This is a genomic window from Bacillus cereus (assembly GCF_002561295.1).
Taxonomy (GTDB): Bacteria; Bacillota; Bacilli; order Bacillales; family Bacillaceae_G; genus Bacillus_A; species Bacillus_A cereus_S.
The window spans coordinates 134,850-159,357 of the sequence record NZ_NTUG01000038.1; the positions used below are offsets into that span (position 1 = coordinate 134,850).

The window sequence follows — 24,508 nt, forward strand, 5'->3', positions numbered from 1 at the left end:
GGGATGAGAGGAATGGCACGTATTGAAACAGAGCAAATGTCTAAATTATTGCAAGTGTATTTTATCATGGGAAGTAACAATTGTAAGCGGGATCCATTACAAGTAATGAAGGAAGCGTTGGATGGCGGGGTAACGCTTTTCCAATTCCGTGAAAAGGGTGAAGGTGCCTTAACTAGAGAAGAACGAGTGCGTTTTGCTAAGCAGTTACAAGCGCTTTGTAAAGAATATGATGTACCTTTTATTGTGAATGATGATGTAGAGTTAGCAATTGAATTGGATGCAGATGGCGTTCATGTCGGACAAGGTGATGAAGGGATCACATCGGTTCGTGAAAAAATGGGTGATAAAATTGTCGGGGTATCTGCTCATACAATAGAAGAAGCTCGTTTTGCAATTGCAAATGGTGCGGATTATTTAGGAGTAGGGCCTATTTTTCCAACGAGCACGAAAAAAGATACAAAAGCGGTACAGGGAACGAAAGGTTTGCGTCATTTTAGAGATGCGGGAATTACAGTTCCGATTGTGGGAATTGGAGGAATCACAGTTGAAAATGCGGCTTCTGTTATAGAAGCGGGGGCAGATGGGGTTTCCGTTATTTCAGCGATAAGTTTAGCAGATTCACCTTATGAGAGTACGAAGAAAATGGCTGGTCTTTATTGACAGCCATTTTTTTGTGGAGGATATGCTATATCTTCCTGAGATTTTGATATATGGAAAAATGCCGAGTATAGAAATGGTTCCTTTTTACCGCATAAAATAAACTGCGCCGCTTAAACTAATATATATGAACATATATTGTTTCGGAGGCGAATGCATGATTTCATTACAAGATATTATAGCTGCTCATGAGAAAATGAAGGGCATTGTCCATATGACACCGCTAGATTATTCGAGTACATTTAGTGAACTATCGCATAATGAAGTATATTTAAAGCTTGAGAATTTACAAAAGACGGGTTCTTTTAAAGTGCGTGGTTCTTATAATAAGATGGTTTCTCTTGATAAAGGTGAATTAGAAAATGGGGTTGTTGCAGCGTCTGCGGGAAATCATGCACAAGGTGTGGCCTATTCTAGTAATATGCTTGATATTCCCTGTACGATTGTGATGCCAAAAGGTGCACCGCTTAGTAAAGTGCTTGCGACGAAACGATATGGCGCACATGTAGAGTTGCATGGTGATGTATTTGATGATGCATTAGCCTATGCGCTAGATTTGAAAGAACAAACTGGTGCGAAATTTGTCCATCCATTTGATGATGCTGCTGTAATTGCTGGTCAAGGAACGGTAGGTTTAGAAATATTGCAGCAGCTTGATGACGTCGAAGCTGTTATTTGTCCTGTCGGTGGTGGTGGTTTAATTGCAGGTGTTGCGATGGCGATTAAAGAACAAAAACCGTCGGTGAAAGTGTATGGTGTACAAGCGCTTGCTTGTCCAGGAATGAAGCAATCCCTGGAAGAAAAGAAAGTAATTACTGTGGAATCTTCACCAACTATGGCAGATGGAATCGCAGTGAAAAGACCGGGAGAACTTACATTTCAGCTTGTGGAGCGATATGTAGATGATATTTTTTGTGTAGATGAAATGGAAATAGCACGAACGATGTTAATGCTATTGGAACGAAATAAATTATTAGTAGAAGGCTCAGGGGCTAGTTCGTTAGCCGCATTGCTCTATCAAAAGATTCCTGTGAAAGAGAAAAAAGTTGTGTCGATTTTAAGTGGTGGAAATGTTGATGTTAACTTTATTACCCGTATTATTGAACATGGGATGGTGGAAGCTGGTCGCTTTGTTCATATTGCAACAATGATTAAAGATAAACCAGGACATTTGCAGCACTTACTTGAAATTGTAACGAGTTTTGAAGCGAATGTGCTACACATTCATTTAGAGCGGATTGGAACAAAGGTGTTTCCGGGATATGCACAACTCCATTTGTCATTAGAAACGAAAGATAAAAATCATATTGAAGAAGTGTTAAGTGGGATAGAGAAGAAAGGGTATAACGTAGAAATTATTGAATGAACAGTGTAAACAAACTTTTGATTACATGAAATAAGAGCTGACGAAATTGTCAGCTCTTATTTTCTAAAACAATGCAGCCAGGTTCACTCGGATGATCTTGAATCATTATGTCATCCGGAAGATTTTTGATAAGTTGATAAATCATGATATCGCCAGCACCGCCAACGACTAAACCTACACTGACAAAGGTAAGTAAACCATATCCAAACATAATACCAATTATAAACGGAATGATTCCTGTTACAACGACAGGAAGTAAGAGCGCCTTTTTGAAAGCTTTATTTTTCATAGGGACTTTGCAATGCGCATACGGCATGAAGTAACGCATGATGATACCAAATTTAATATCTTTATAACTTGCCTTTCCGAAAACAATAAAGCCGAATGCATGTAACAATTCGTGTGCAATAATTAAGATAAAGTAAAGTGCAAAAGAGATTGCTAAAAATATATAATCAAGATTAATAGAAATTCCCCATAATAGAGAATAAATAATAAAAGTAATAATCCCCAATAGAAGAAGAGAAATATTAGCTATTTTTGTGCACTTTTTTACATCGATTAACAATTCTTGTTTCTCGCCTTGTACCATGTTTCACCTCGAATAAATACTTTTCATATGAATTATATAACAAAAATCCCTTTTTTTAGCTTTATGCGTAAAAAAGGCACAAATCTTTATATGATAAAAGATTTGTACCTGTAATACTAAAACATAATTGAAATGAGTAGCATTCCAATTCCGATGGAAGTAAATGTTGCGACAAGGCCAGGAATCATAAAGCTATGGTTTAATACATATTTACCAATACGTGTTGTTCCTGTGCGGTCAAAGTTGATTGCAGCAACGATTGTTCCGTAGTTTGGAATGAAGAAATAACCGTTTACGGCAGGGAACATTGCAATGAGTAGTGCTGGTGAAATACCAAGTGATAATCCGAGTGGCACTAACGCACGTACTGTAGCTGCCTGGCTATAAAGTAAAATAGATAGAATAAATAATGCAATAGCGAATAACCATGGTGCACTTGTTACTAAGTGTTGAATCGAACCTTGAATTGTATTTAAGTTTCCGTTAAAGAATGTGTCTCCCATCCAAGCGATACCAAATATTGCAACAACAGCTGTAGCGCCTGCTTTAAAGACATTACCAGATACAATGCTTTCTACATTTGGTTTACAGAAGATAATAATAAGAGCAGCAATTGTAAGCATGACCATTTCAATTGTATTTGGCATAGAAAGGCGAACTAATTTTCCATCTATCATCCATCCTGGACGAAGTGTTTCGAATGAACCAAGAAGAACAACAAAAATAGTTGCGAACAAGAAAAGAATAACAGATAACTTGGCACCTTTTGCACCGATAAATTCTTTCTTTTCTTCTAGTTTTGGGATCATCCCTTCTTTTAAACGCTTTAAGTATTCGGGATCTTCATTTAACTCTTTGCCCATTTTACTTGCAACGAATGCCGCTAACATACAAGCGATAAAAGTAGAAGGAATACTTACTTTTAAAATATCTAACAATGTAATTTGATAATCAGCTAGCATCGCTAATAAAGCTACTGTTGCAGCTGAAATTGGACTTGCTGTAATGGCTTGTTGCGAAGCGATTACGGCAATTGACATCGGGCGCTCTGGTCTAATTCCTGATTCACGTGATACTTCTGCAATAACAGGAAGTACAGAGTAAGCAACGTGACCAGTTCCGGCACACAATGTAAATAAATATGTCACAATCGGTGCGAAGAATGTGATGCGCTTTGGATTTTTACGAAGTGCTTTTTCTGCAAGATGGACAAGGTATTCCATTCCGCCCGCAGCTTGCAGGGCACCAGCAGCTGTAATCACTGCTAAAATCATCAGCATAACGTCAATAGGAGGAGCGGTAGGTTGTAAGTGGAAGACGAACACGAGGATTGCCATACCAACTCCACCCATCACTCCGAGTCCAACTCCGCCAAGACGTGCACCGATAAAAATGCAGAGTAGTAAGGTAATAAATTGTAGCCAAAACATGATAAACTACCTCCGAAATTTATATAGTAAGATATTTTTGAATAATTTAATTCGAATGATAATTATAAAATTATTCAAATGAAAACTTGTTAAATCAACTTTTTTATTATATAACACATAAAATGTAACATTCACTATATTTTGTGACATTATTTTGCAAAAATATTCATTTTAATTATATATAATGATGAATACATATAATAAATGTACTGCAAAGAAAAAAGCAGAAACGAATTCATCTATTTCTGCTTTTTCTTCTGAAAGAGACTTATTTTTGAGAGTCTTTCATGTGGGTGAAAATATTAATAGCAAAAATGATAATAGCAAGAACAACAAGAATACTTCCACCAGCAACAAAAGGTATAGCTGTATGATGTCCATAAATCTCAAAGGCGAGTGCAATCATCATAATCGGTAGTCCAATATTTAAGAGCCAAAAATGTAATTTACCAAGTTTTGAGGTGCCAGCTTCTTTGAAAATATAATATAAAATACCTGCCAACATCATAGAAGTCCAGCCCAGTAATAAAACATGCACATGAACTGCGGTCAATTTGAAATTAGATGAAATTGACATGAATAACCCCATACAAACACCGATGATAAAATAAATAGAAGAGATTTGAATAAAACGGATTCCCATTTTTACCCTCCTTAATATGCTTGTATTTTTGCTATGATAAAATATATGACCAATAGATTGTAAGCAGTATCATATTATGAAAAAAATGTGGATTTGTTTGTTTGAAAAAATAAATCATGCTACAATGAAAACGAATTAAGACCGGGGAGCCAATTGGCTGAGAGGATGTAAGAAAGCATCGACCCTCAACCTGATCTGGATAATGCCAGCGTAGGGAGTTACTTAAAGTGATGTAAGCACATGTTATTGTATAATAACTTGCATACAAGGCTTTCCTGCGTATTTTGCAGGAAAGCCTTTTCTTTTTTACACAACATTTTGCAAGGGGGATTTTAGTATGTCACAACAAGTTACTATTTCATTTTCAGTTGTACCACAAGCGAAAAACAAAGATGTATATTCCGTTGTTGATAAGGCAATTGAAGTCGTACAACAATCTGGTGTTCGCTATGAAGTAGGTGCAATGGAAACAACGCTGGAAGGAGAATTAGATGTGCTTCTTGATGTTATTAAGCGTGCGCAACAAGCTTGTGTCGATGCTGGAGCAGAAGAAGTGATTACTTCTATTAAAATTCATTATCGTCCAAGTACGGGTGTAACGATTGATGAGAAAGTTTGGAAGTACCGTGATGAATATGAAAAACCAGAAACGATCTAACATAACAATTACAACGATTTGGCTTATCCTTCTCATTGCTATATGGGAAGGGTCTGTTTCATTATTTCAAATTGAACCGTGGATTTTGCCAAAACCTTCTACGATTGTTCAAGAGCTAATTGGAATGAAAGATTTATTGTTACCAAATACAATGCAAACATTACAAGAAGTTATTATCGGGCTATTCTTTGCGATTTTACTTGGAACGAGTATTGCAATTATTATGGACGTTATTCCGCTATTTCGCATTTTAATTAATCCGTTACTCGTAATATCACAAACGATACCAATTGTTGTACTAGCACCTTTATTCATTATTTGGTTTGGCTATGGGATGCTGCCAAAGGTAATGGTCGTGATTCTTGTTTGTTTCTTTCCAATTGCCCTTAGTATTTTAGAAGGTTTTCAAACTGTGGATAAGAATATGTTGAAGCTATTACAAACAATGCGTGCGACGAAATGGCAAGTCTATCAAAAGGTAAAGTTTCCAGCCGTGCTCCCGTACTTTTTCTCGGGTTTGAAAATTGCGGTTACATATAGCGTAATGGGAGCCATTATTGGAGAATGGCTCGGTGCGAGTGAAGGGTTAGGCGTTATGCTTACGCGTGCAACAAAATCCTTTTTAACAGCTCGTGTATTTGGTATCGCAGCGATTATCGTAATGGTGACATTACTTTTGTATTTTATCGTAGAATTTATGGCAAGACTAACAGCACCATGGATCTATAGAAAGGACGATAAAAAATGAAAAAAGGTTTAAAAGTTATGCTAGCAGCGTTGTTAGCTGTGGGCGTGGTCGGTTGTAATGCAGCGAAGAAAGAAGAGAGTACAGATAAAGAAAAGAAAGTAAAAGTTGTTTTAGATTGGTTTCCAAATACGAACCATACTGGTTTATATGTAGCGAAGACGAAAGACTACTATAAAAAGCAAGGGTTAGATGTAGAAATTATTCAACCAGGTGATAATGTATCAGCGGAGCAAATGATTGCATCAGGAAAAGCGGACTTCGGTGTAAGTTATCAAGAAAATGTAACATCAGCTCGCGTTGAAGGAATTCCGGTCGTTTCAATTGGGGCAATTATTCAACATAATACATCTGCATTTGCATCGTTGAAAAAAGACAATATTACTTCTCCAAAAGATTTTGAAGGAAAACGTTATGGAGGCTGGGGAGCACCAGCAGAAGAAGCGACGTTAAAAACAATTATGGATAAACATCAAGCTGACTTTAGTAAAGTAGAAAAGATTGTTCTTGGACAAACTGATTTCTTTAAATCAATTGGTAGAGATGCAGATTTTGAATGGATTTATTATGGCTGGGATGGTATCGAAGCGAAACGCCAAGGAAAAGAATTAAATACAATTATGGTAAAAGACTTAGATCCAGCATTAGATTTTTATAGCCCAGTCATTATTACAAGTGAAAAACATACGAAAAATGATAAAGACTTTGTGAAAAAATTCATGAATGCAACAGCAGAAGGATATAATTTTGCAATTAAAGAGCCAAAAGAAGCGGCTGATATTTTAATTAAAAATGTACCAGATATTAATAAAGAACTAGTACAAGAGAGCCAAAAGTGGCTAAGCACAAAGTATCAAGACGATGCGAAAGCATGGGGAGTGCAGAAGGAAGAAGTTTGGACGAATTACATGAATTTCTTATATGATAACAAAGTTATTAAAAAGAAAATTGATGTGAAAGATGCCTTTACAAATGAATTCCTTCCAAGTGAAAAATGAACGGATTACAAATAAAAGATGTTGTAAAAGCGTTTGATGGAAAAAATGTACTAGAAAAGATTAGTGCTTCTATACAAGAAGGTGAGTTTGTCTCATTTGTAGGCCCAAGTGGTTGCGGGAAAAGTACGTTATTAAATCTGATTGCGAGTGTTGAAGAGGCGACGAGTGGTGAGGTAATTTACAACGATACTCTCGTTCAAAAGCAGGATATTGTAAGTTATATGCCGCAGCAAGATCTGTTGCTTCCGTGGCGCTCAGCGCTGCAAAATATTGTTCTTCCATTAGAAATTGATGGAAAGCCAAAGAAAGAGCGATTGGCAAATGGAATGGAAGCTTTGAAGCAGTTTGGTCTAGCTGAATATGCAAATCATTACCCAGATGCATTATCCGGTGGTATGCGTCAGCGCATTAGTTTCCTTCGTACGTATTTGTGTGAAAAACCAATTATGCTACTTGATGAACCATTTGGTAAACTCGATGCATTTACAAAAATGGAAGTGCATCGTTGGCTTTTAGATTCATGGCATCAAGAGAAACAAACAATCGTAATGGTAACACATGACTTGGATGAAGCAATTTTATTATCCGACCGGGTATTTATTCTATCGCAAAGGCCAGCGACGGTTATTGGTGAAGTGCGTGTGAATTTACCACGTCCTCGCACAATGGATATGTTGACATCACTTGAACTGAAAGAAGATAAAGCGAAGATTTTAGAAATATTAGCTCCTTATATGCGGAAGTAACAAAAGCCTCTTAACAATTTTTGGTATAATAATTGTTGAGAGGTTTTTTGTGTGGAGGAGATATGATGAATAAAACGATTCGACAAATGGTAGATGAGTTAAACGCAGATAATGTAGAAAAGATAAAGTTACAATTAAAGACCAAGATTAGCATCATGCAGCTTGGTTTAGAAGAAGATTCTGATATAACAGATGAAGAAGTGGAAAGATTAACACATTTGATGAAATTACGTGAAGAATTTTTAGAAGAAACGCCAGAATTCACGGGGAATTTTTTAGTAGGGAAATTTGAAAAGGTATTCGATGAACTGACGGATTCTATGATTCGACTGGAATATGTGGAACATGCAATATCGTTAGTAACAGATTTATTGAAAAGTATGGATGCAAGAGCGGAACTAGCCAAAATCATGTTGCTTCGTAAAAACTATGATGAATTTGATACGAGGGTTTCCTTTTATGAATTGAAGAATGCTTTTTATCGTATTATGCATAAGCAGGCAAGAGGAAATCTTCAGCGGGAAGTGTTCCTTGTTACAGGATGTATACATACGATTCTGTTTGATTTAGAAGAGAAATCACAAGAGCATGGTCGAGGAGTTATTGGCTGTTTGACAGATTATTCAACAGGTGAACAGAAGTCAGTAAAGCAGTTTGAGGAAGAAGTGCATACTCCAGAGTTAAAGAGGATCGTGAGTACAGAATATGGTATGGAATTACAAAGACGAATTTATATGTGGAAATCGTTAACTTTAGAATTTACAAGTCCTTATGCAATGGAAAAAATGTATGAAGAAATCTTTTGTGAAAAAGAGGAACAAACAGATTGATAACGAATAAAATATAAGAGCATGGTACATGCTTATTATAAGACGATAATGATTTATAAAGGAGTGAAAGGATAAGATGACTTTATCAACTGTTCTTCAAATGGTTTTAGCTTGATATGGGAGAAGTCTGCCCATTTTTAAAGTGTAAGCCAAATTGAAGACAGCAGGTAAAGAACCTTAATCCTTTTTTACAATAATATTTTGTAATGGGTAAGGTGTGTTCACCTTACCCATTTTTCATGTATACACAATTAAATAAGATCTTTATTTTGCTGTTCTCTCTATTTGGCTTGTTAGTGATAAAGAAAAGGAGAGAACAAAAATGAGTGTATTAACAGTAGAAAAACTTACACATACGTATGGAGATAAAACCATTTTATATAGTGCTTGCTTTCGGTTATTACAAGGTGATCACGTTGGGCTTGTAGGAAGTAATGGTGCAGGGAAATCTACATTGCTTCGTCTTTTAGCAGGAGAGATTTTACCTGATGGGGGAACAATTGAATGGTTTCCACATGTGAAGGTCGGTTTTTTACAGCAGCATATTGATTTACAAGAAGGGACAACGATTGAAGAATATTTACAAAGTGCTTTTTCTCACCTGTATATGATTGAACGTGAAATGATGAATATTGCTGAAAAGATGGCCAAAGAAACGGACTTAGAGAAGCTATTAACGCAATATGGAAAATTACAAAGTGTACTAGAAGGTTCAGATTTTTATCAACTTCATACAAAAATAGAAGAAGTAGCAGCTGGTTTAGGCTTGTTAGATTTAGGGATGAAAAAAGATGTTTCAAAATTAAGTGGTGGCCAGCGTACAAAGTTATTACTCGGGAAGCTTCTTTTAGAAAAGCCACACATTTTATTGCTAGATGAGCCAACAAATTATTTAGATACGCTTCATATTGATTGGCTACGAGCATATTTACAAACGTATGAGCATGCTTATATTGTCGTTTCACATGATGAATCATTTTTAAACAGTATTACGAATGTGATTTATCATTTAGAAGGGCAAACAATAAAGCGCTATGCGGGGAATTATGAAAGCTTTTTAGAAAGCTATCAACTTCAAAAACAACAATTACAAGCAGCTTATACAAGGCAGCAAAAGGAAATTGCAAATTTAGAGGGTTTTATTCAAAAAAATAAAATCCGAAAAGCAAAGCAAGCAAAAAGCCGCGAAAAGGTATTGGAGAAAATGAAAAAGGTTGGAAAGCCTAATGATGCGCCGCGGCCGCGTTTTCATTTTCAAGTTCACAATGAGCCTGTGAGCCGTATATTACAAGCGCAGCAAATCCAGATTGGTTATGCAGAACCATTGTTTACATCCCTTAATTTACAAGTGAAAAGGGGCGAGAAGATCGCAATTGTTGGTCATAATGGAATTGGAAAAACAACAATGTTAAAAACATTACTAGGGCAATTAAAACCATTAAGTGGAACGGTAAGTATTGGAGAACGAGTACAGCCCGCATATTTTGCACAAGAAGAATTTGCGAAAGAAATTACTCCGCTTGAACAAGTATGGTCAGGGCGTTCGGATATGACGCAAAAAGAAATCCGGCAATCTTTAGCGAGATGTGGTTTAAAAGAAGAGCATATTCGGCAGCCGCTTCACTTACTAAGTGGTGGAGAACAGACGAAGGTACGCTTATGTGAACTTATGTTAAAGCGAAGTAATGTATTAATTTTAGATGAGCCAACGAATCATTTAGATGTGCATGCGAAAGAAGCATTAGGAGAAGCTTTGCAAAATTATCAAGGAACAATTTTACTCGTTTCTCATGAACCCTCTTTTTACGAGTCTTGGGTGACACGAGTTTGGAATTTAGAGGAAATGGATCGTACTGAAAAATAAGAGGGAAAGTTATTTAGGAGTATAAAATGAAAGCAGCCACTTTTTGTGGCTGCTTTCATTATTTTCATTGATTGACTTGCAAACGTTCTTGAATGAACAACAGCAACTTAACGATGCTGTCTTCTGTATAAATATCAAATTTTTGACGATGAAACTCACCATGTTCGTGATAAAAAATAAGTTCACCTTTCCCAGTGCCCTCGTTTACCAACATATGAAAACTAAGTGGTGTTGCTGCGATAGAGCCATTATCGTCGCGTAAAAGGATTTGGCATAGTGTTCCTTTTTGATCCTCTTCATATAAAAAATCGTAATGAAAGGCTTGAGATAGTTTTTCTATTTGAGATAGGAGCAGGGCTTGTATAGATGATGATTCATTCATAAAATGTAACCTCTTTTCGTATATGTGCTGTTACTTAGTATAGTAATGATGCGCATACTTTGTACATAGTGATGGCTCATTCTTTCTAAGATGTTTCAAGATAAAAATAAAATATATTCAGAAAAATAGCATTGACAAAATTTTTTGTAAGATTTACTATTAGTACCATAACTTTTGAACAAATACATACAAATACTCTTATCCAGAGAGGCGGAGGGACTGGCCCTATGATGCCCGGCAACCGAGCTTATGAATAATAAGCTAAGGTGCTAATTCCTGCAAAACGATTTTCGTTTTGGAAGATAAGAGAGGAGCCTATTTTGTTTATTCGACACCTCTCTTATTTGAGAGGTGTTTTTTGTTTGAAGAGAGAGAATATATGTGGGGGGAAATTGTATATGAAAAAACTATTATTAAGTATTTCTTGTGGAGCGGTCTTGTTATTAGGGACATGTAGTGCTGATTCGGGTAAGGAGGCAAAAGCGCTAGATGAGAAAAAAATTACAGTTGGTGTGACTGGGGGGCCACATGAACAAATTTTTGAAAAAGTAAAAGAAGTAGCAGCAAAAGATGGGGTGCAAGTCGACATAAAAGTATTTAATGATTATGTAGCGCCGAATGTATCGTTAGATGAAAAAAGCATTGACGTAAATAGTTATCAAACGAAGTCTTATTTAGATGTATTTAAAGCAGAACGTAATCTGAAATTGACAGAAGTATTTTCAACGGTCACATTCCCGATGGGAGTATATTCTAAAAGTTTAAAAGATGTAAAAGAGTTAAAAGATGGAGATGCGATTGCTGTACCAAATGATCCAACGAATGAACTTCGAGCATTAAAGCTATTTGAAAAAGCAGGTGTTTTAAAAGTTGATCCGAAAGCAACAGAAAAAGCAACTGCAAAAGATGTTATTGAGAATCCGAAGAATTTGAAAATTGTTGAGTTAGAGGCGTCACAATTACCAACACAATTAGGAGAAGTGAAAGCTGCAGCAATTAATACAAACTTTGCATTAGGTGCAAAGTTAAGTCCAGCTAAAGATTCTATTTTCCGCGAAGGAAAAGATTCACCATATGTGAACTGGGTAGTTGTTCGTACAGAAAATAAAGATGATGCGGTTGTGAAAAAGTTGAAAAAAGCGTATCAGTCTAAAGAAGTAAAAGAGTTTATTGAGAAGAAATTCGATGGTTCTGTTTTACCGTCTTGGTAGGAGCTGATTATCATGATTGAATTGAAGAATGTTTCTAAAGTATTTACAACACAAAAAGGTAAGGTAGAAGCTCTGAAACCAACTTCTCTGAAAGTAGAGAAGGGGGAAGTATTTGGAATCATTGGATATAGCGGTGCTGGTAAGAGTACATTAATCCGCTGTGTAAACTTATTAGAAAAACCAACAACAGGTAATATCATTGTAAATGAAAAAGATTTAACGACGTTATCGTCAAAAGAGTTGGCGAAGGCGAGACAAAAAATCGGGATGATTTTTCAAGGGTTTAACTTGTTGAAAACAGTTAATGTTTATGAAAATATTGCACTGCCTTTGCGATTAGCTGGGATTTCAAAAACAGAAATTGCAAAAAGAGTAGAAAAGTATTTACGTATTGTTGATCTGTTTGATAGAAAAGATGCGTATCCAAGCGAGCTTTCTGGTGGACAAAAACAGCGTGTTGCAATTGCGCGTGCGTTATCTTATGAACCAGAAGCGTTGTTAAGTGATGAAGCGACGAGCGCGTTAGATCCAGAAACAACGGAGTCGATTTTAGATCTGTTACTAGAAATTAATGAGAAAATTGGGATTACGATTTTACTCATTACACATGAAATGAACGTCATTCAGCGCATATGTGATCGAGTTGCTGTGATGGAAAAGGGCGCTATCGCAGAAAGTGGAACAGTGAAAGAGATTTTTACAAACCCACAACATAAAACAACGAAAAAATTTGTGAATAGTGCTTTAGCGGTTAAGATTCCAGAGGAAATACAGAAAGAACTAAAAAATACTGGTGAAATTGTAACGTTGTCCTTTATCGGAAACTCTTCAGGAGAACCGGCACTTGCTGTTGCTACGAAGCGATTTCAAGTATATCCGAACATTTTATCAGGAAATATTACACAACTGAAATCAGAATCATATGGTAAACTCGTTGTTCATATGCAAGGTGAAAAGCACGAGGTAAAACGGGCTTTAACGTTTTTAAGGGAACAAGGAATTATCGTAGAAGGAGGAGAGGAAGAGTATGGGAAGCAAGTCCTTTTGGGATGAATGGAGTAAGATGATATGGGAAGCGACGATTCAAACATTTCAAATGACATCCATTTCACTACTTATATCAGTTATCATTGCATTGCCACTTGGCGTCACACTTGTGTTAACAAGACCTGGTGGGCAACATGAGAATAAAATTGTATACCCCATTTTGAATACGATTATTAATGTGATTCGTTCTCTTCCATTTATTATTCTACTATTCTTCATTTTACCTTTTACGAAGCTGCTGATGGGAACGTCAATTGGTGTGAAAGGTGTTATTGTACCGCTTGTTGTGTTTACAGCTCCTTATATCGCACGCTTAATGGAAACGGCGTTACTAGAAGTGGATCGTGGTGTAATTGAGGCATATCAAGCGATGGGAGTTTCTACAGTAAAGATTATTTGGCATGTTATGGTGAAAGAAGCGCGTCCATCCCTTGTATTAGGACTTACAATTGCGACGATTGGATTAATAGGTGCAACAGCGATGGCTGGTCTTGTAGGAGCTGGTGGCCTTGGTGATTTAGCTTATCGTTTTGGACATTTACGTTATGAACCAGAAGTAATGTATGCAACGGTTTTTATCTTAATTATTCTTGTCCAAGGATTACAATCTTTAGGAAATGGGATTGCAAGAAAATTGAAGAAAGATTGATGAAATGCGGTGGCTCTATTGTAAGAGGCACCGCATTTTATATTTTGGAAGTTTATTTTTCATACACCATATTATGGTATCATATAAGTTTTTCATGTAAAATAATAGTAAAAATATGTAAGGGAGGTTACGGAATGGATGTTTTCTTAAGTATTGCTGAAGAAAGAATTCGTCAAGCAATCAATAAGGGTGATCTTGATGATATTCCTGGTAAGGGAAAACCGCTACAATTAGAAGACCTTTCGATGGTACCCCCGGATCTTAGGATGAGCTATAAAATTTTGAAAAATGCTAGAATGATTCCAGTAGAAATGGAATTACAAAAGGATATATTGAAAATAGAAGATTTAATCGTTTGTTGTTACGATGAAACAGAACGAGCACAACTAAAAGAGGAGTTAACAGCAAAAACTCTCCGATTTCAACAACTAATGGAGAAGCGAAAAATAAAAGGAAATTCAGCATTTCGTATGTACCAAGATCAAATGTTTCGTAAATTGCGTTAAGAGGGATAGAATAACATGAGAAAATTTCAAACGATAGAAGAATTAGTAGCATATATTAAAGCAAAAGATGTAGTGCTTTTATTCATCAAAACGGAAAATTGTGGTGTTTGTGATGTGATGTTACAGAAAGTAAATCACTTATTAGAACAATACCAAGGTATAGAAAATATTGTAATTTCACTACAGGATATGAAAAAAATTGCAGCAGAGTATTTAGTATTTACAGGGCCAACCGTTTTATTATTTCATGAAGGGAAAGAGATACTGCGCGAGTCACGATTTATTTCCTTAGAGAAGATAGAACGATTATTACAATTACTAGAAGAATAAAGGAGGGGTTTATATGGGTTTTGTGATAGCGGCATTATTATTTTTAGTTTTCATCGGAATGATTGTCAAATCAATTAGAGGAAATAAACGAAAAGTAAATCTTTATAAAACAGGTAATGGTGATAGTACGACAACTACTACCTCTACCCCATTTTTCTTTGCGGGTTCTGATAACTCAAATGATTGCGGAAGTTCTTTTTGGGGCGACAGTGGTTCTTCGGGCGGTGATGGTGGTAGCTGCGGAGGCGGCGGGGGAGATTAAAAAAATGCGCCCTTTATGGGCGTATATCTTTTTAAACAAACGTTTGATTAGTTGGCTTGAACGCGCATAAAACCAGCTAATCAAACGTTTGTTTAAGAGTATTGTATTGATAAATCAGGAATATATGATGTTATAAGGGGAATGCACATGGAGAAAAAGCCGAAAGTCAAAAATAAGGGAAAGGTAGCTTTATTTTTAGCAATTGCAGGTGGCGTATTTCTTGTTAAACTTGGTTTGAAAATTGGAGTGATTCATACACTTCGAACATGGTTTGAAAATACTTTTTCCTAAATAAGGAATATTGCCTCTTGTAAAAGAGGTTTTATATTTGTTAATATTAGACTGAACGGTCGGTTTATCCGCGTTAACGGGCAGTAATAATCCCACCTCAAAATTGGGCGAGAGATAAACTGCCCGTAAAAGCCCGATTGGTGAGGGCTAATAATTAGTGAGGGATGAAGAAAACCCCCACTGATTAAAGTTTCACTTTATGTGAGGTGTGAACATGAGAAAAAGTGCAGAAGAAATCAAAAAAGAGATAGCGTATCAAGCGGAAGAGTTATTTTCACAAAAGGGATACGCGGCAACATCTATGGAAGAGATTTGTGAAATTACAAAGCGTAGTAAAGGAAGTATTTATTATCACTTTAAAAGTAAGGAAGAATTATTTTTATTCGTAGTTAAACAACATACGTATGATTGGCTTGAAAAATGGAATGAAAAAGAAAAGCAGTATCATACAAGTACAGAAAAATTATATGGGCTTGCAGAGTATCATGTGGAAGATATACAACAACCCATATTCAGTGCAGTAGAAGAGTTCTCGATGAGTCAAGTTGTAGGTAAAGAGATTTTAGATGAAATGCTTGTTTTAGCAAGAGCTTCATATGGTGTTTTTGAGAAACTCATCGAAGAAGGAATCAAATCTGGTGAATTCCGTCAAGGAGATATTCGTGATTTGATGTATATTGTAAATGGTTTACTATCGGGATTAGGCGTACTGTATTACGAGTTAGATCCTACAGAAATGAAGCGTATTTATAAGAAAGCAATTGATGTATTGTTACAAGGATTGGCAGCTGAATCATAAATCAGCAGCTTTTCTTTCATATTGAAATAGACTGAACGGTCGGTTTATAAAAAGGGGGAATAACATGAAAGATTTACTTAAAAATCGAGCATTTATGCTTGTTATGACATCTGATATTTTACAGCAGTTTGCGATTTGGATTCGAAATATGGCACTTTTGTATTTCGTTATGGAGCGGACAAATAATGATCCCGTTTCAGTTTCATTATTATCTGTTATGGAATACGCGCCTATTTTTATTTTTTCATTCATTGGTGGTGCGCTAGCGGATCGCTGGAATCCGAAGAGAACGATGGTAGCAGGAGATATGCTGAGTGTGGTATCTATTATTGGGATTGTTTTCTTGTTAAAAATGGATTATTGGCAGGCTATATTTTTTGCAGCGCTTGTTTCAGCGATTGTTGGACAATTTTCTCAGCCTTCATCATCGCGCATATTTAAGCGTTATGTAGAAGAAAAACAAGTAGCAAACGCAATTGCAGTGAATCAAACGTTGCAGTCTCTATTTATAATCTTCGGACCAGTTGTAGGATCGCTTGTGTATACGCAACTAGGGCTGTTTACTTCACTATATAGCTTAATTGGATTGTTTATATTATCAGCTATTACTCTTTCATTTTTACCAAAGTGGGTAGAAAAAGAGAAACCTAAAAATATTTCATTATTGAGTGATATAAAAGAAGGATGGCTGTATGTCCTTCAAACAAAAAATTTATGTATGATTTCAATTACTTTCTCCATTATTGGCCTGGCAGTAGGACTAACAAATCCGTTGGAAGTATTTCTCGTGATCGAACGATTAGGGTTGGAAAAGGAAGCTGTTCAATATTTAGCAGCAGCTGATGGAATAGGTATGTTAATTGGAGGCATCGTTGCGGCAGTTTTTGCCTCAAAGGTACATCCGAAAAAAATGTTTGTGTTTGGTATGATTGTATTGGCTATGTCATTTCTTGTGGAAGGACTGTCTACATCATTTTGGATTACAAGTTTGATGCGATTTGGGACGGGAATTTGTTTAGCTGCTGTGAACATTGTTGTTGGAACGCTTATGATTCAGCTCGTACCAGAGCATATGGTAGGACGTGTAAATGGTACGATTTTACCACTATTTATGGGAATGCTATTAATTGGAAACTCATTAGCTGGGGGATTAAAAGAATTAACTTCGCTTATTGTTGTGTTTTGTATCGCAATGTCCCTTATTTTACTTGCAATTTTACCAATTTCACATATGAAAATAAATGAAAAAGAAGAGGAGACAGACCAAAAGAAGGCTACGGATTCTTTCGCATAGGAGATGGATGATGTGGTTCTGCTGGAAAAGGAGCGATTCATGCTCCTTTTTTGTATGGGAATTTTTTGACAACGATATCGGCCAAATATATACTGATGTTGTAAAAACGATTTTACAGGTTAGGAGAAAAAATGTGAAAAATCAAATTTACGAATTACGCACTGAAAATAATATTTCACAAGGTGCATTGGCTGATAAATGTAAAGTATCAAGACAGACAATAAATGCAATTGAAAATAATAAATACGATCCAAGTTTAGCGCTGGCATTTCGTTTAGCTGAAGTGTTAGGGACAACGGTTGATCAATTATTTTTGTACAAGCAGTAGAAGGAAACCGTTTACAGATTCATATAAAAATGTCCCTTTCTGTATGCAGAAAGGGACATTTTCTATTATAGTGTTTCCGATTTTGGAGCTGGCGGTGTAACAGAGGTAGCATTTTCCGGTACCCGTGTTAGTATGAATCCACCGATTATAAATAAAACGATAATACTTAGTACACCAGCATTTGTTTTTCCTGTTAGTTGGGTTGTTACACCGACTAGAACTGGCCCCATAATAGCTGCAAACTTACCAAAAATATTATAAAAACCGAAGAATTCATTTGCGGATTCTTTCGGTACTAGTTTAGCAAAATACGAGCGGCTGAGCGCTTGAATTCCGCCTTGAGAAGTTGCGACTAGCATAGCTAAAATCCAAAAATCGAGTGTTGTTTTTAAGAAATAAGCGTATGTGCAAATGATGATATAAATAATAATACCGACATATAGCATTTTTTTGCCTTTAAACGTTTCAGATAGTTTTCCATATAGCAATGCGAATGGACAAGCGACAATTTGTGTTACAAATAAGATAACAAGTAGGTTTGTTGCATTAATACCAAGGTCTGTTCCATAAGCTGTGGACATTGTAATAATTGTATCGACACCGTCAATGTAGAAGAAATAAGCAAGTAGAAATAAAAAGACAGTGCGATATTGACGGATATTTTTAAAGGTATGAACTAAACGCTTAAAGCTCATCGTAATTGGTTTTGGATGACGTTCAATATAATGTGTTTGTTCCACATTTTTGAGCATCGGAATCGTAAATAATCCCCACCAAAGAGCTGTAATGGCAAAGGAAATTTGACTAGCAATACCAACTGATAATGGAATGGCTCCTTTTTGTGCCAGGATAATAAGGGCGATGCAGCCGATGAAAGGAATTGTACTTCCAATATAACCTAGCGCAAATCCGCGTGTTGAAATACGATCCATTCGATCTGCTGTTGTGACATCTACTAAAAATGCATCATAGAAAATATTTGCTCCAGCAAATCCAATCAAAGCGAGCATATAGCAGCCTAGTAGTAAATACCACTGTGATGTAGGTACAACTGCTAGCATACTTGTAAATATAATACCGAGTCCAAAAAAGAATGTGAAAAAACGTTTTTTAAATCCTTTATAATCGGCAATTGTACCGAGAATAGGAGCGAGAATCGAAATTACAAGTGTCGAGAGAGAATTTGCATATCCCCAAAAAGCTGTTGAAGTTGCTCCAGATAGACCTGCTTCTTTTGCTGCAGCTTTGAAGTAGATAGGAAATAGTGCAGTTGTAATGACGAGCGAGTATACTGAATTGGCCCAGTCATACAATATCCAGCTTTTTTCTTGTCTGGACATTTTTTTCATAGAATGTTCCTCCTTATTAGGCGTTCTAATATTAGTGTACAAAAATAAAAATAGAAAAAAGAGAAACAGAGGTAAGTTTTACGTAACTTTTACATAGATACAAACTTCTTTACAATTGAAGTAAATCCTCTATTACGGTTCCATCGGTTTCACCAAGATGTAGCCCGAGTAAACGAGCGATGGTAGGTCCTTCGTCAATAAGACGCATATATGGAATACTTGTACCTTGACGAATGCCTTTTCCGGCAGCCATGAAGATAGTTTCATAGTTTGGTTTTGTTGGAGAGTAGCCATGTGTACCAAACGTATATTTTTTACTAGGAGTTACATCCTTTTCTGTAATTTCTTTTATAAAGTTGCCTGTATAGTTTTCAGTAAAGTAATAGCCTTCCCTTGCCTCAAGCATGAAAAGACAGTTTCCATCAGCTCCACGTTCTTTTGCATCTTCATCATGGAGTATGAATTCAATTCCGTTTTGTTTATCTTGAAGAAGTTCTTCAAGAAGGTGTTGGACTGTTTGTATCGTTTGGATATCATTCTTATCTTTTACATGTATGTAGGCAGAACCATCACAACTTTGACAATAGGCGCGCCAATCTATTAATTTCCCTTTTTTATTTACAGAAATAAGTCCATTGTGATGGAAAAGAACGTTTAATTGAATCGATTTATTTTCACTTAGAGCACTATGATCACCGAGAGCAATAATTGTACTTTGTTCGTATATTTCACTATCTTTCAATGCTTGAATTATTTTTCCTAGTCTTTCATCGTGTCTGTGAATAGCGGCGACTGTTTCCTTAGAAGAAAATCCATGATAGTGCCTTTGTGTATCTAAATCTGTAAAATGTACAAACATAACGTTAGGCTTTTTTGTTTGAATGGTGTATACAGCAGAAGCGAGAACGAAATCATCAAGTTCAGGTTGTGATAATCCATTTCTAATATGACCAAAGCGATGATTTAAATCTAGTTGATAAAGTGGACTGCCACTAAATAATGAAACGAGCACTTGAGTTTGCCACGGTCTGTTTGGGAAGATTTCTGGTAAGTTGTAGTCAATTTTTGCTCTTCCTGTAACTGGCCACAATAGGGCGGCAGTTGTTAAATTTGCTTTTCGTGCCTCGTCATATAATGTTGTTCCTTTAATAGAACGACGATACCAATGCCAATCCGGTGATTCCCTTCCAGGCTGAAGTAATGTATTATTTACAACACCATGTTTGTTAGGGTAATTACCAGTTACAATAGTGGCATGACTTGGATATGTTACAGAAGGATAAATAGCTTCTACTTTCTTAGCAATTGCACCTTGCTTTATGAAAGGCTGAAAATGAGGAAGTTCTTGTAATATAGGAAGATCTAATGCCGATAAACAGTCAAAAGATAAAATGATTACATGATTCGTTAATGCTTTTCCCATTGCGTATACCTCCTGTTATACAATCTATTATTATATATTACTATTAATACCTGGTTATAAAAACTTGTTTTTATAAAAAGTTTATTATTTATTTTTAGAATATTTAAACATATAATGATTATACAAAGATACATGGAAGGAGGGAATGGGATGGATGGTTTTGAAGTGTTTTTTATAATTGGGGCTATAACAATTCTTGCTGTATTTGCCGTTTCATTTTTATTAAAGAAACAATTTCCAAAGAAATCGCTTGATATTATATTTGCACTTATTATAATTCTTCTTTGTTTAGCATTCTTTCCGATTACAATCTTTGCTATTGGTGGTTGGGATGGAATGGGATACGGCATTGCATGTTTCTTTGTTTTAGTGGGAACACTCATTGGTATGATTGCTCATCAAATTGTAAAACTTTTTCGAAAAACGTATGTTTAAATTTCATCTAAATTAGAAAAGAATATATAAAAATAAGAAAATTAACTATTGTTTTGCAATGGGATTTATATTATGATATTCAACAAATTTATCTTGTTATAACGATGAAAAAGGACTAGTACATATCCAACCTTTTTTGCAGAGAGAGAATTCGATTGGCTGAAAGATTCTTAAAAAGGCGATATAGAACCTACCTTTGCGTTCTGCATATGCAGCGGGAAGTTCCCGTTATCAAAAAGAGAGCATGCACAATTTTTGTGCATGAATCAGGGTGGTAACGCCGGCAAAAGCTCGGTCCCTATTTAGGGGACACGGGCTTTTTTTATTTTCTAAAGGAGGAAGCGAATATGGCAAAAGAACAAGTACAAGCTATTACGAAAATGGAAGAAGACTTTGCTCAGTGGTATACCGATATTGTGAAGAAAGCGGAACTTGTTGATTATTCAAGTGTAAAAGGGTGTATGATTTTACGTCCATACGGATATGCATTATGGGAAAATATACAGAAAGTGATGGATGAAAAATTAAAAGCATCTGGTCATGAAAATGTATATATGCCAATGTTTATTCCAGAGAGCTTACTGCAAAAAGAGAAGGATCATGTAGAAGGATTTGCGCCTGAAGTAGCATGGGTTACACATGGTGGAGATGAAAAATTAGCAGAAAGACTTTGCGTTCGTCCAACATCTGAAACGTTATTTTGCGAGCATTTTTCAAAAATTGTCCAGTCTTATAATGATTTACCAAAGCTATATAATCAGTGGTGTTCAGTTGTTCGTTGGGAAAAAACGACGAGACCATTTCTTCGCACAACTGAGTTTTTATGGCAGGAAGGTCACACCATTCATGAAACGGCTGAAGAATCTCAAGAAGAAACATTAAATATCTTGAATTTATATGCTTCTTTCTGTGAAGATTACTTAGCTATTCCAGTTATTAAAGGACAGAAAACAGATAAAGAGAAGTTCGCAGGAGCAAAGGCAACATATACAATTGAAAGTTTAATGCATGATGGAAAAGCGCTTCAAACAGGAACATCCCATAACTTCGGTACAAATTTCTCTGAAGCGTTTGATATTAAATTTTTAGATCGTAATGGAAAATGGCAATACGTACACCAAACATCTTGGGGAGTATCAACAAGAATGATCGGTGGACTTATTATGGTTCATAGTGATAATAATGGACTAGTGATGCCACCAAAAGTAGCACCAGTACAAGTTATCATTGTGCCAATCGCTCAGCATAAAGAAGGAGTGTTAGAAAAAGCAGCAGGCCTACAAGAGCGTATTCAAAAAGTTGCGCGCGTAAAAATAGATGCGAGTAATAAAACGCCAGGCTGGAAATTTAATGAGTATGAAATGAAAGGCGTTCCAATTCGCCTAGAAGTTGGTCCAAAAGATATAGAGAAAAATCAGGTAGTACTTGTTAGACGCGATACGAAGGAAAAAGAATTTGTATCAATGGATCAATTAGAAGAACGTATTACATCGCTACTTAATGAAATCCACGTTTCTCTATTTCATAAAGCAAAAGCGTTTCGCGATGCAAACACATACAGCGTTACAACTTTTGATGAAATGAAACAAGCTGCTAATGAGAAACAAGGGTTCATGAAAGCAATGTGGTGCGGAGACCTTGCTTGTGAAGAAAAATTAAAAGAAGAAGTAGGCGTATCCTCACGGTGTATACCATTTGAGCAGGAATCACTAGCAGAAGCGTGCGTATGTTGTGGCCAAAAAGCTGAACATATGGTGTATTGGGGCAAGGCATATTAATTTTTTGATTTTCAGACAATGCCATTTTCTTAATAAGATTAGCTTGAATATAACTTGTTCTCTATGAAATAAAATAGATAACAAGTTAGGGGGATTTCATCTTTTCTAACAATAGTATTTTGGTCATTTGTAGTTGTAACCTGAATTTTTTGCCTGTAAATACCACTAATATTTCGAAAAAGGAAAATGTATAAATTTTAAAATGGACCCTCATCTTGAATTTATAAAGTTCGAGATGAAGGTCCATTTATATTGTAATTGAGCTATTTGTATCATGCATTTTATAGATGGAGTTATTTTAGTTTAATTATTTTACTCTTTTTCTACGAACAAATAGTGTGATTCCAAAGAGGAATGTAGTAATGCCCATTAAGATTGCTGCAGGATAGTGTGTTGCAGTATTAGGAAGTTTACCACCTTGTTCGGTAGTACCTTGCCCTTTTACTTTACCACCTTGAGAGCCGTTGCCAGCTTTGGAACCATTGCCACCTTGTTCGGTAGTACCTTGTCCTTTTACATTACCACCTTGAGGGCCGTTGCCAGCTTTAGAACCATTGCCACCTTGAGAGCCATTACCAGCTTTAGAACCATTACCACCTTGAGAACCGCCGCCACCTTGAGAGCCGTTGCCAGCTTTAGAACCATTGCCACCTTGAGAGCCGCCGCCACCTTGAGAGCCACCGCCACCTTGAGAGCCGTTACCAGCTTTAGAACCATTACCACCTTGAGAGCCGCCGCCACCTTGAGAGTCGCCGCCACCTTGAGAGCCGNNCCTTGAGAGCCATTGCCATCTTGAGAGCCGTTACCACCTTGAGAGCCATTGCCGCCTTGAGAGCCATTGCCATCTTTAGAGCCATTGCTGTCTCCTTGGGAATCATCTCCATCTTGAGCTACTGCATTTACGTCAAGGTTATGAAATTCGTATTTCGCAGCATGTCCGCTACTTAGACCGCTAAAAAAGGATAAAGATAGTGCTAATGCTAAAGTAGTGATTTTTATCATGGGTGTCCTCCTAAATATCAAATAATACTCCATCTAAAATACATCCTTTTGTAATATTTCATGGTAGAAAAGATTTTATACAAAAAAAACCAAATAAAGAAAATGATAGTATTCGTTAAGAGGAGTATGCTGGGAAAAACGATAAGTATATTTGAAAAATGAATGCGGGGTGGTGTGTTAAGATAAAGTGAAACTTGATTTTGGCAAGGGAGGGTTGAAGAATATAACATTGTTTATATTCTAAGTGAACAGATGAAACAAACGACAAAACAGGTTATAACGGGGGCATTTATAGCAACAGCAGCATCTTTCGTTACTACAAATGCTTTTGCACAAGAAGAAAATTTAGCGACAGTGAATGCAACGAATTTAAATATACGTGAGCAACCGACAACGCAAAGTAAAGTTATAGGAAAAGTAAAGCAAGGGACAACTGTACAAGTTTTAGGAAAAGAAAAAGAGTGGGCTAAAATTTCTTATGATGGGAAAGAAGGCTATGTCCCCTTACAGTTTTTAAAGATGAAAGTGTCAGATCCAATTGTTGAAACAAAACAGAAACCAACAATTAATAGTGAACAAAAAGAAATTGGTATTGTTACAGCGACACGTTTAAATGTAAGGAATAGCCCTGCCTTAGGAAATTCAATTGTTGGACATGTTACAAAAAATGAAAAAGTAACAGTTTTAGGAAAAGCAAATGGCTGGGCAAAAATTGAGTATAAAGGGAAAGAAGGTTACGTTTCTTTAGAGTTTTTAAAATTTGAAGAAGCAGAACAAAAGGTAGTGGTCCCTAAAACTCAAAAGCCAGCGATAATTCATAATCGTACAGAAGAAAAAGGAACAATCACCGCAACGAATTTACGAGTAAGAAGCGAAGCAAATACGACGAGTGC

At 36.2% G+C, this 24,508-nt stretch carries 28 protein-coding genes, 2 riboswitches and 1 other annotated feature; of the genes, 21 read left to right on the forward strand and 7 right to left on the reverse strand.

Going from position 1 to position 24,508, the window contains the following annotated elements:
• The first annotated feature begins 12 nt into the window (after positions 1-12).
• Together thiE and ilvA are read left to right on the forward strand one after the other, a co-directional pair.
• Positions 13-660, forward strand: a complete 648-nt coding sequence (thiE, locus tag CN373_RS20955; protein ID WP_098360091.1) for a thiamine phosphate synthase — start codon at positions 13-15, stop codon at positions 658-660.
• A 154-nt stretch (positions 661-814) separates the two neighbouring features.
• The gene (ilvA, locus tag CN373_RS20960) at positions 815-2,023 is read left to right on the forward strand and encodes a threonine ammonia-lyase (protein ID WP_000624739.1); all 1,209 of its coding nucleotides are present in this window, start codon (positions 815-817) and stop codon (positions 2,021-2,023) included.
• 49 nt (positions 2,024-2,072) lie between these two features.
• On the opposite strand, the gene CN373_RS20965 is transcribed toward ilvA, so the two are convergent.
• The 3 genes from CN373_RS20965 to CN373_RS20975 all read right to left on the reverse strand — a co-directional run bounded on the left by CN373_RS20965 (position 2,073) and on the right by CN373_RS20975 (position 4,688).
• Positions 2,073-2,615 carry a DUF3267 domain-containing protein gene (locus tag CN373_RS20965; protein ID WP_000249793.1) on the reverse strand — a complete coding sequence of 181 codons (543 nt, stop codon included), beginning with the start codon at positions 2,613-2,615 and terminating at the stop codon, positions 2,073-2,075.
• 116 nt (positions 2,616-2,731) lie between these two features.
• Positions 2,732-4,045, reverse strand: a complete 1,314-nt coding sequence (locus CN373_RS20970) for an anaerobic C4-dicarboxylate transporter family protein (protein ID WP_000498689.1) — start codon at positions 4,043-4,045, stop codon at positions 2,732-2,734.
• Positions 4,046-4,313: 268 nt separating this feature from the next.
• The gene (locus tag CN373_RS20975; protein ID WP_000512819.1) at positions 4,314-4,688 is read right to left on the reverse strand and encodes a hypothetical protein; all 375 of its coding nucleotides are present in this window, start codon (positions 4,686-4,688) and stop codon (positions 4,314-4,316) included.
• Positions 4,689-4,820: 132 nt separating this feature from the next.
• Positions 4,821-4,922, forward strand: a riboswitch (TPP riboswitch).
• 103 nt (positions 4,923-5,025) lie between these two features.
• Here CN373_RS20975 and CN373_RS20980 point away from each other — a divergent pair.
• The 6 genes from CN373_RS20980 to CN373_RS21005 all read left to right on the forward strand — a co-directional run bounded on the left by CN373_RS20980 (position 5,026) and on the right by CN373_RS21005 (position 10,529).
• Positions 5,026-5,346, forward strand: coding sequence for an MTH1187 family thiamine-binding protein (locus tag CN373_RS20980; protein WP_000082899.1), 321 nt, complete (start codon positions 5,026-5,028; stop codon positions 5,344-5,346).
• Positions 5,318-6,094, forward strand: a complete 777-nt coding sequence (locus tag CN373_RS20985; RefSeq protein ID WP_001056414.1) for an ABC transporter permease — start codon at positions 5,318-5,320, stop codon at positions 6,092-6,094. Before CN373_RS20980 ends, CN373_RS20985 begins: the two co-directional genes overlap by 29 nt.
• Positions 6,091-7,089 (forward strand): ABC transporter substrate-binding protein, encoded by a 999-nt coding sequence (locus CN373_RS20990; RefSeq protein ID WP_098360092.1) that lies wholly within the window; start codon positions 6,091-6,093, stop codon positions 7,087-7,089. Before CN373_RS20985 ends, CN373_RS20990 begins: the two co-directional genes overlap by 4 nt.
• A complete protein-coding gene (locus tag CN373_RS20995) occupies positions 7,086-7,835 on the forward strand; it encodes an ABC transporter ATP-binding protein (protein WP_001013842.1) in 750 nt (249 codons plus the stop codon). The genes CN373_RS20990 and CN373_RS20995 overlap by 4 nt, the downstream gene beginning before the upstream one ends.
• 65 nt (positions 7,836-7,900) lie before the next feature.
• A complete protein-coding gene (locus tag CN373_RS21000; RefSeq protein ID WP_098360093.1) occupies positions 7,901-8,665 on the forward strand; it encodes a hypothetical protein in 765 nt (254 codons plus the stop codon).
• A gap of 322 nt (positions 8,666-8,987) precedes the next feature.
• Positions 8,988-10,529, forward strand: coding sequence for an ABC-F family ATP-binding cassette domain-containing protein (locus CN373_RS21005; RefSeq protein ID WP_000115128.1), 1,542 nt, complete (start codon positions 8,988-8,990; stop codon positions 10,527-10,529).
• A gap of 64 nt (positions 10,530-10,593) precedes the next feature.
• Here CN373_RS21005 and CN373_RS21010 read toward each other — a convergent pair whose 3' ends face one another.
• Positions 10,594-10,911, reverse strand: a complete 318-nt coding sequence (locus tag CN373_RS21010; RefSeq protein WP_001005917.1) for a hypothetical protein — start codon at positions 10,909-10,911, stop codon at positions 10,594-10,596.
• A gap of 195 nt (positions 10,912-11,106) precedes the next feature.
• Positions 11,107-11,220, forward strand: a riboswitch (SAM riboswitch).
• An 89-nt stretch (positions 11,221-11,309) separates the two neighbouring features.
• Between CN373_RS21010 and CN373_RS21015 the strand changes: the two genes are divergently transcribed.
• From CN373_RS21015 to CN373_RS21060, 10 genes are all read left to right on the forward strand, one after another.
• On the forward strand, positions 11,310-12,122 hold the full coding sequence (locus CN373_RS21015) for a MetQ/NlpA family ABC transporter substrate-binding protein (RefSeq protein WP_098360094.1): 813 nt from the start codon (positions 11,310-11,312) through the stop codon (positions 12,120-12,122).
• A 12-nt stretch (positions 12,123-12,134) separates the two neighbouring features.
• Positions 12,135-13,175, forward strand: a complete 1,041-nt coding sequence (locus CN373_RS21020; protein ID WP_098360095.1) for a methionine ABC transporter ATP-binding protein — start codon at positions 12,135-12,137, stop codon at positions 13,173-13,175.
• On the forward strand, positions 13,150-13,818 hold the full coding sequence (locus CN373_RS21025) for a methionine ABC transporter permease (RefSeq protein ID WP_000534990.1): 669 nt from the start codon (positions 13,150-13,152) through the stop codon (positions 13,816-13,818). Before CN373_RS21020 ends, CN373_RS21025 begins: the two co-directional genes overlap by 26 nt.
• A 134-nt stretch (positions 13,819-13,952) precedes the next feature.
• Positions 13,953-14,324, forward strand: coding sequence for a DUF1992 domain-containing protein (locus CN373_RS21030; RefSeq protein ID WP_098360096.1), 372 nt, complete (start codon positions 13,953-13,955; stop codon positions 14,322-14,324).
• 15 nt (positions 14,325-14,339) lie between these two features.
• On the forward strand, positions 14,340-14,654 hold the full coding sequence (locus tag CN373_RS21035) for a thioredoxin family protein (protein ID WP_098360097.1): 315 nt from the start codon (positions 14,340-14,342) through the stop codon (positions 14,652-14,654).
• Between the two features lie 13 nt (positions 14,655-14,667).
• Positions 14,668-14,916 carry a hypothetical protein gene (locus tag CN373_RS21040; RefSeq protein ID WP_000508123.1) on the forward strand — a complete coding sequence of 83 codons (249 nt, stop codon included), beginning with the start codon at positions 14,668-14,670 and terminating at the stop codon, positions 14,914-14,916.
• A gap of 147 nt (positions 14,917-15,063) precedes the next feature.
• Entirely contained in the window at positions 15,064-15,207 is a 144-nt protein-coding gene (locus CN373_RS21045; RefSeq protein WP_098360098.1) for a histidine kinase, read from the forward strand.
• A gap of 214 nt (positions 15,208-15,421) precedes the next feature.
• Positions 15,422-16,006 (forward strand): TetR/AcrR family transcriptional regulator, encoded by a 585-nt coding sequence (locus CN373_RS21050; RefSeq protein WP_098360099.1) that lies wholly within the window; start codon positions 15,422-15,424, stop codon positions 16,004-16,006.
• A 64-nt stretch (positions 16,007-16,070) separates the two neighbouring features.
• Positions 16,071-17,300 (forward strand): MFS transporter, encoded by a 1,230-nt coding sequence (locus CN373_RS21055; RefSeq protein WP_098360100.1) that lies wholly within the window; start codon positions 16,071-16,073, stop codon positions 17,298-17,300.
• Between the two features lie 76 nt (positions 17,301-17,376).
• A complete protein-coding gene (locus tag CN373_RS21060) occupies positions 17,377-17,628 on the forward strand; it encodes a helix-turn-helix transcriptional regulator (protein ID WP_098360104.1) in 252 nt (83 codons plus the stop codon).
• A 65-nt stretch (positions 17,629-17,693) separates the two neighbouring features.
• On the opposite strand, the gene CN373_RS21065 is transcribed toward CN373_RS21060, so the two are convergent.
• The gene (locus CN373_RS21065; protein WP_098360101.1) at positions 17,694-18,977 is read right to left on the reverse strand and encodes an MFS transporter; all 1,284 of its coding nucleotides are present in this window, start codon (positions 18,975-18,977) and stop codon (positions 17,694-17,696) included.
• A gap of 109 nt (positions 18,978-19,086) precedes the next feature.
• On the reverse strand, positions 19,087-20,400 hold the full coding sequence (locus CN373_RS21070; protein WP_000513579.1) for an ectonucleotide pyrophosphatase/phosphodiesterase: 1,314 nt from the start codon (positions 20,398-20,400) through the stop codon (positions 19,087-19,089).
• A gap of 150 nt (positions 20,401-20,550) precedes the next feature.
• Here CN373_RS21070 and CN373_RS21075 point away from each other — a divergent pair, with 150 nt between their 5' ends.
• Positions 20,551-20,835, forward strand: a complete 285-nt coding sequence (locus CN373_RS21075; RefSeq protein WP_000348601.1) for a YesK-like family protein — start codon at positions 20,551-20,553, stop codon at positions 20,833-20,835.
• A gap of 95 nt (positions 20,836-20,930) precedes the next feature.
• Positions 20,931-21,138, forward strand: a binding site (T-box leader).
• Positions 21,139-21,182: 44 nt separating this feature from the next.
• Positions 21,183-22,613, forward strand: coding sequence for a proline--tRNA ligase (proS, locus tag CN373_RS21080; RefSeq protein ID WP_098360102.1), 1,431 nt, complete (start codon positions 21,183-21,185; stop codon positions 22,611-22,613).
• A gap of 307 nt (positions 22,614-22,920) precedes the next feature.
• Here proS and CN373_RS26230 read toward each other — a convergent pair whose 3' ends face one another.
• The gene (locus CN373_RS26230; RefSeq protein WP_430794194.1) at positions 22,921-22,983 is read right to left on the reverse strand and encodes a hypothetical protein; all 63 of its coding nucleotides are present in this window, start codon (positions 22,981-22,983) and stop codon (positions 22,921-22,923) included.
• An 884-nt stretch (positions 22,984-23,867) separates the two neighbouring features.
• Here CN373_RS26230 and CN373_RS21090 point away from each other — a divergent pair.
• A partial coding sequence (locus CN373_RS21090; RefSeq protein WP_165770983.1) for an SH3 domain-containing protein occupies positions 23,868-24,508 on the forward strand: 641 nt, incomplete at its 3' end.

Excerpts from the sequence above, each read along its gene's own strand:
- thiE (WP_098360091.1), top strand. The coding sequence starts at position 13 with ATGGCACGTATTGAAACAGAGCAAATGTCTAAATTATTGCAAGTGTAT.
- ilvA (WP_000624739.1), top strand. The coding sequence starts at position 815 with ATGATTTCATTACAAGATATTATAGCTGCTCATGAGAAAATGAAGGGC.
- CN373_RS20965 (WP_000249793.1), bottom strand. The coding sequence starts at position 2,615 with ATGGTACAAGGCGAGAAACAAGAATTGTTAATCGATGTAAAAAAGTGC.
- CN373_RS20970 (WP_000498689.1), bottom strand. The coding sequence starts at position 4,045 with ATGTTTTGGCTACAATTTATTACCTTACTACTCTGCATTTTTATCGGT.
- CN373_RS20975 (WP_000512819.1), bottom strand. The coding sequence starts at position 4,688 with ATGGGAATCCGTTTTATTCAAATCTCTTCTATTTATTTTATCATCGGT.
- CN373_RS20980 (WP_000082899.1), top strand. The coding sequence starts at position 5,026 with ATGTCACAACAAGTTACTATTTCATTTTCAGTTGTACCACAAGCGAAA.
- CN373_RS20985 (WP_001056414.1), top strand. The coding sequence starts at position 5,318 with ATGAATATGAAAAACCAGAAACGATCTAACATAACAATTACAACGATT.
- CN373_RS20990 (WP_098360092.1), top strand. The coding sequence starts at position 6,091 with ATGAAAAAAGGTTTAAAAGTTATGCTAGCAGCGTTGTTAGCTGTGGGC.
- CN373_RS20995 (WP_001013842.1), top strand. The coding sequence starts at position 7,086 with ATGAACGGATTACAAATAAAAGATGTTGTAAAAGCGTTTGATGGAAAA.
- CN373_RS21000 (WP_098360093.1), top strand. The coding sequence starts at position 7,901 with ATGAATAAAACGATTCGACAAATGGTAGATGAGTTAAACGCAGATAAT.
- CN373_RS21005 (WP_000115128.1), top strand. The coding sequence starts at position 8,988 with ATGAGTGTATTAACAGTAGAAAAACTTACACATACGTATGGAGATAAA.
- CN373_RS21010 (WP_001005917.1), bottom strand. The coding sequence starts at position 10,911 with ATGAATGAATCATCATCTATACAAGCCCTGCTCCTATCTCAAATAGAA.
- CN373_RS21015 (WP_098360094.1), top strand. The coding sequence starts at position 11,310 with ATGAAAAAACTATTATTAAGTATTTCTTGTGGAGCGGTCTTGTTATTA.
- CN373_RS21020 (WP_098360095.1), top strand. The coding sequence starts at position 12,135 with ATGATTGAATTGAAGAATGTTTCTAAAGTATTTACAACACAAAAAGGT.
- CN373_RS21025 (WP_000534990.1), top strand. The coding sequence starts at position 13,150 with ATGGGAAGCAAGTCCTTTTGGGATGAATGGAGTAAGATGATATGGGAA.
- CN373_RS21030 (WP_098360096.1), top strand. The coding sequence starts at position 13,953 with ATGGATGTTTTCTTAAGTATTGCTGAAGAAAGAATTCGTCAAGCAATC.
- CN373_RS21035 (WP_098360097.1), top strand. The coding sequence starts at position 14,340 with ATGAGAAAATTTCAAACGATAGAAGAATTAGTAGCATATATTAAAGCA.
- CN373_RS21040 (WP_000508123.1), top strand. The coding sequence starts at position 14,668 with ATGGGTTTTGTGATAGCGGCATTATTATTTTTAGTTTTCATCGGAATG.
- CN373_RS21045 (WP_098360098.1), top strand. The coding sequence starts at position 15,064 with ATGGAGAAAAAGCCGAAAGTCAAAAATAAGGGAAAGGTAGCTTTATTT.
- CN373_RS21050 (WP_098360099.1), top strand. The coding sequence starts at position 15,422 with ATGAGAAAAAGTGCAGAAGAAATCAAAAAAGAGATAGCGTATCAAGCG.
- CN373_RS21055 (WP_098360100.1), top strand. The coding sequence starts at position 16,071 with ATGAAAGATTTACTTAAAAATCGAGCATTTATGCTTGTTATGACATCT.
- CN373_RS21065 (WP_098360101.1), bottom strand. The coding sequence starts at position 18,977 with ATGAAAAAAATGTCCAGACAAGAAAAAAGCTGGATATTGTATGACTGG.
- CN373_RS21070 (WP_000513579.1), bottom strand. The coding sequence starts at position 20,400 with ATGGGAAAAGCATTAACGAATCATGTAATCATTTTATCTTTTGACTGT.
- CN373_RS21075 (WP_000348601.1), top strand. The coding sequence starts at position 20,551 with ATGGATGGTTTTGAAGTGTTTTTTATAATTGGGGCTATAACAATTCTT.
- proS (WP_098360102.1), top strand. The coding sequence starts at position 21,183 with ATGGCAAAAGAACAAGTACAAGCTATTACGAAAATGGAAGAAGACTTT.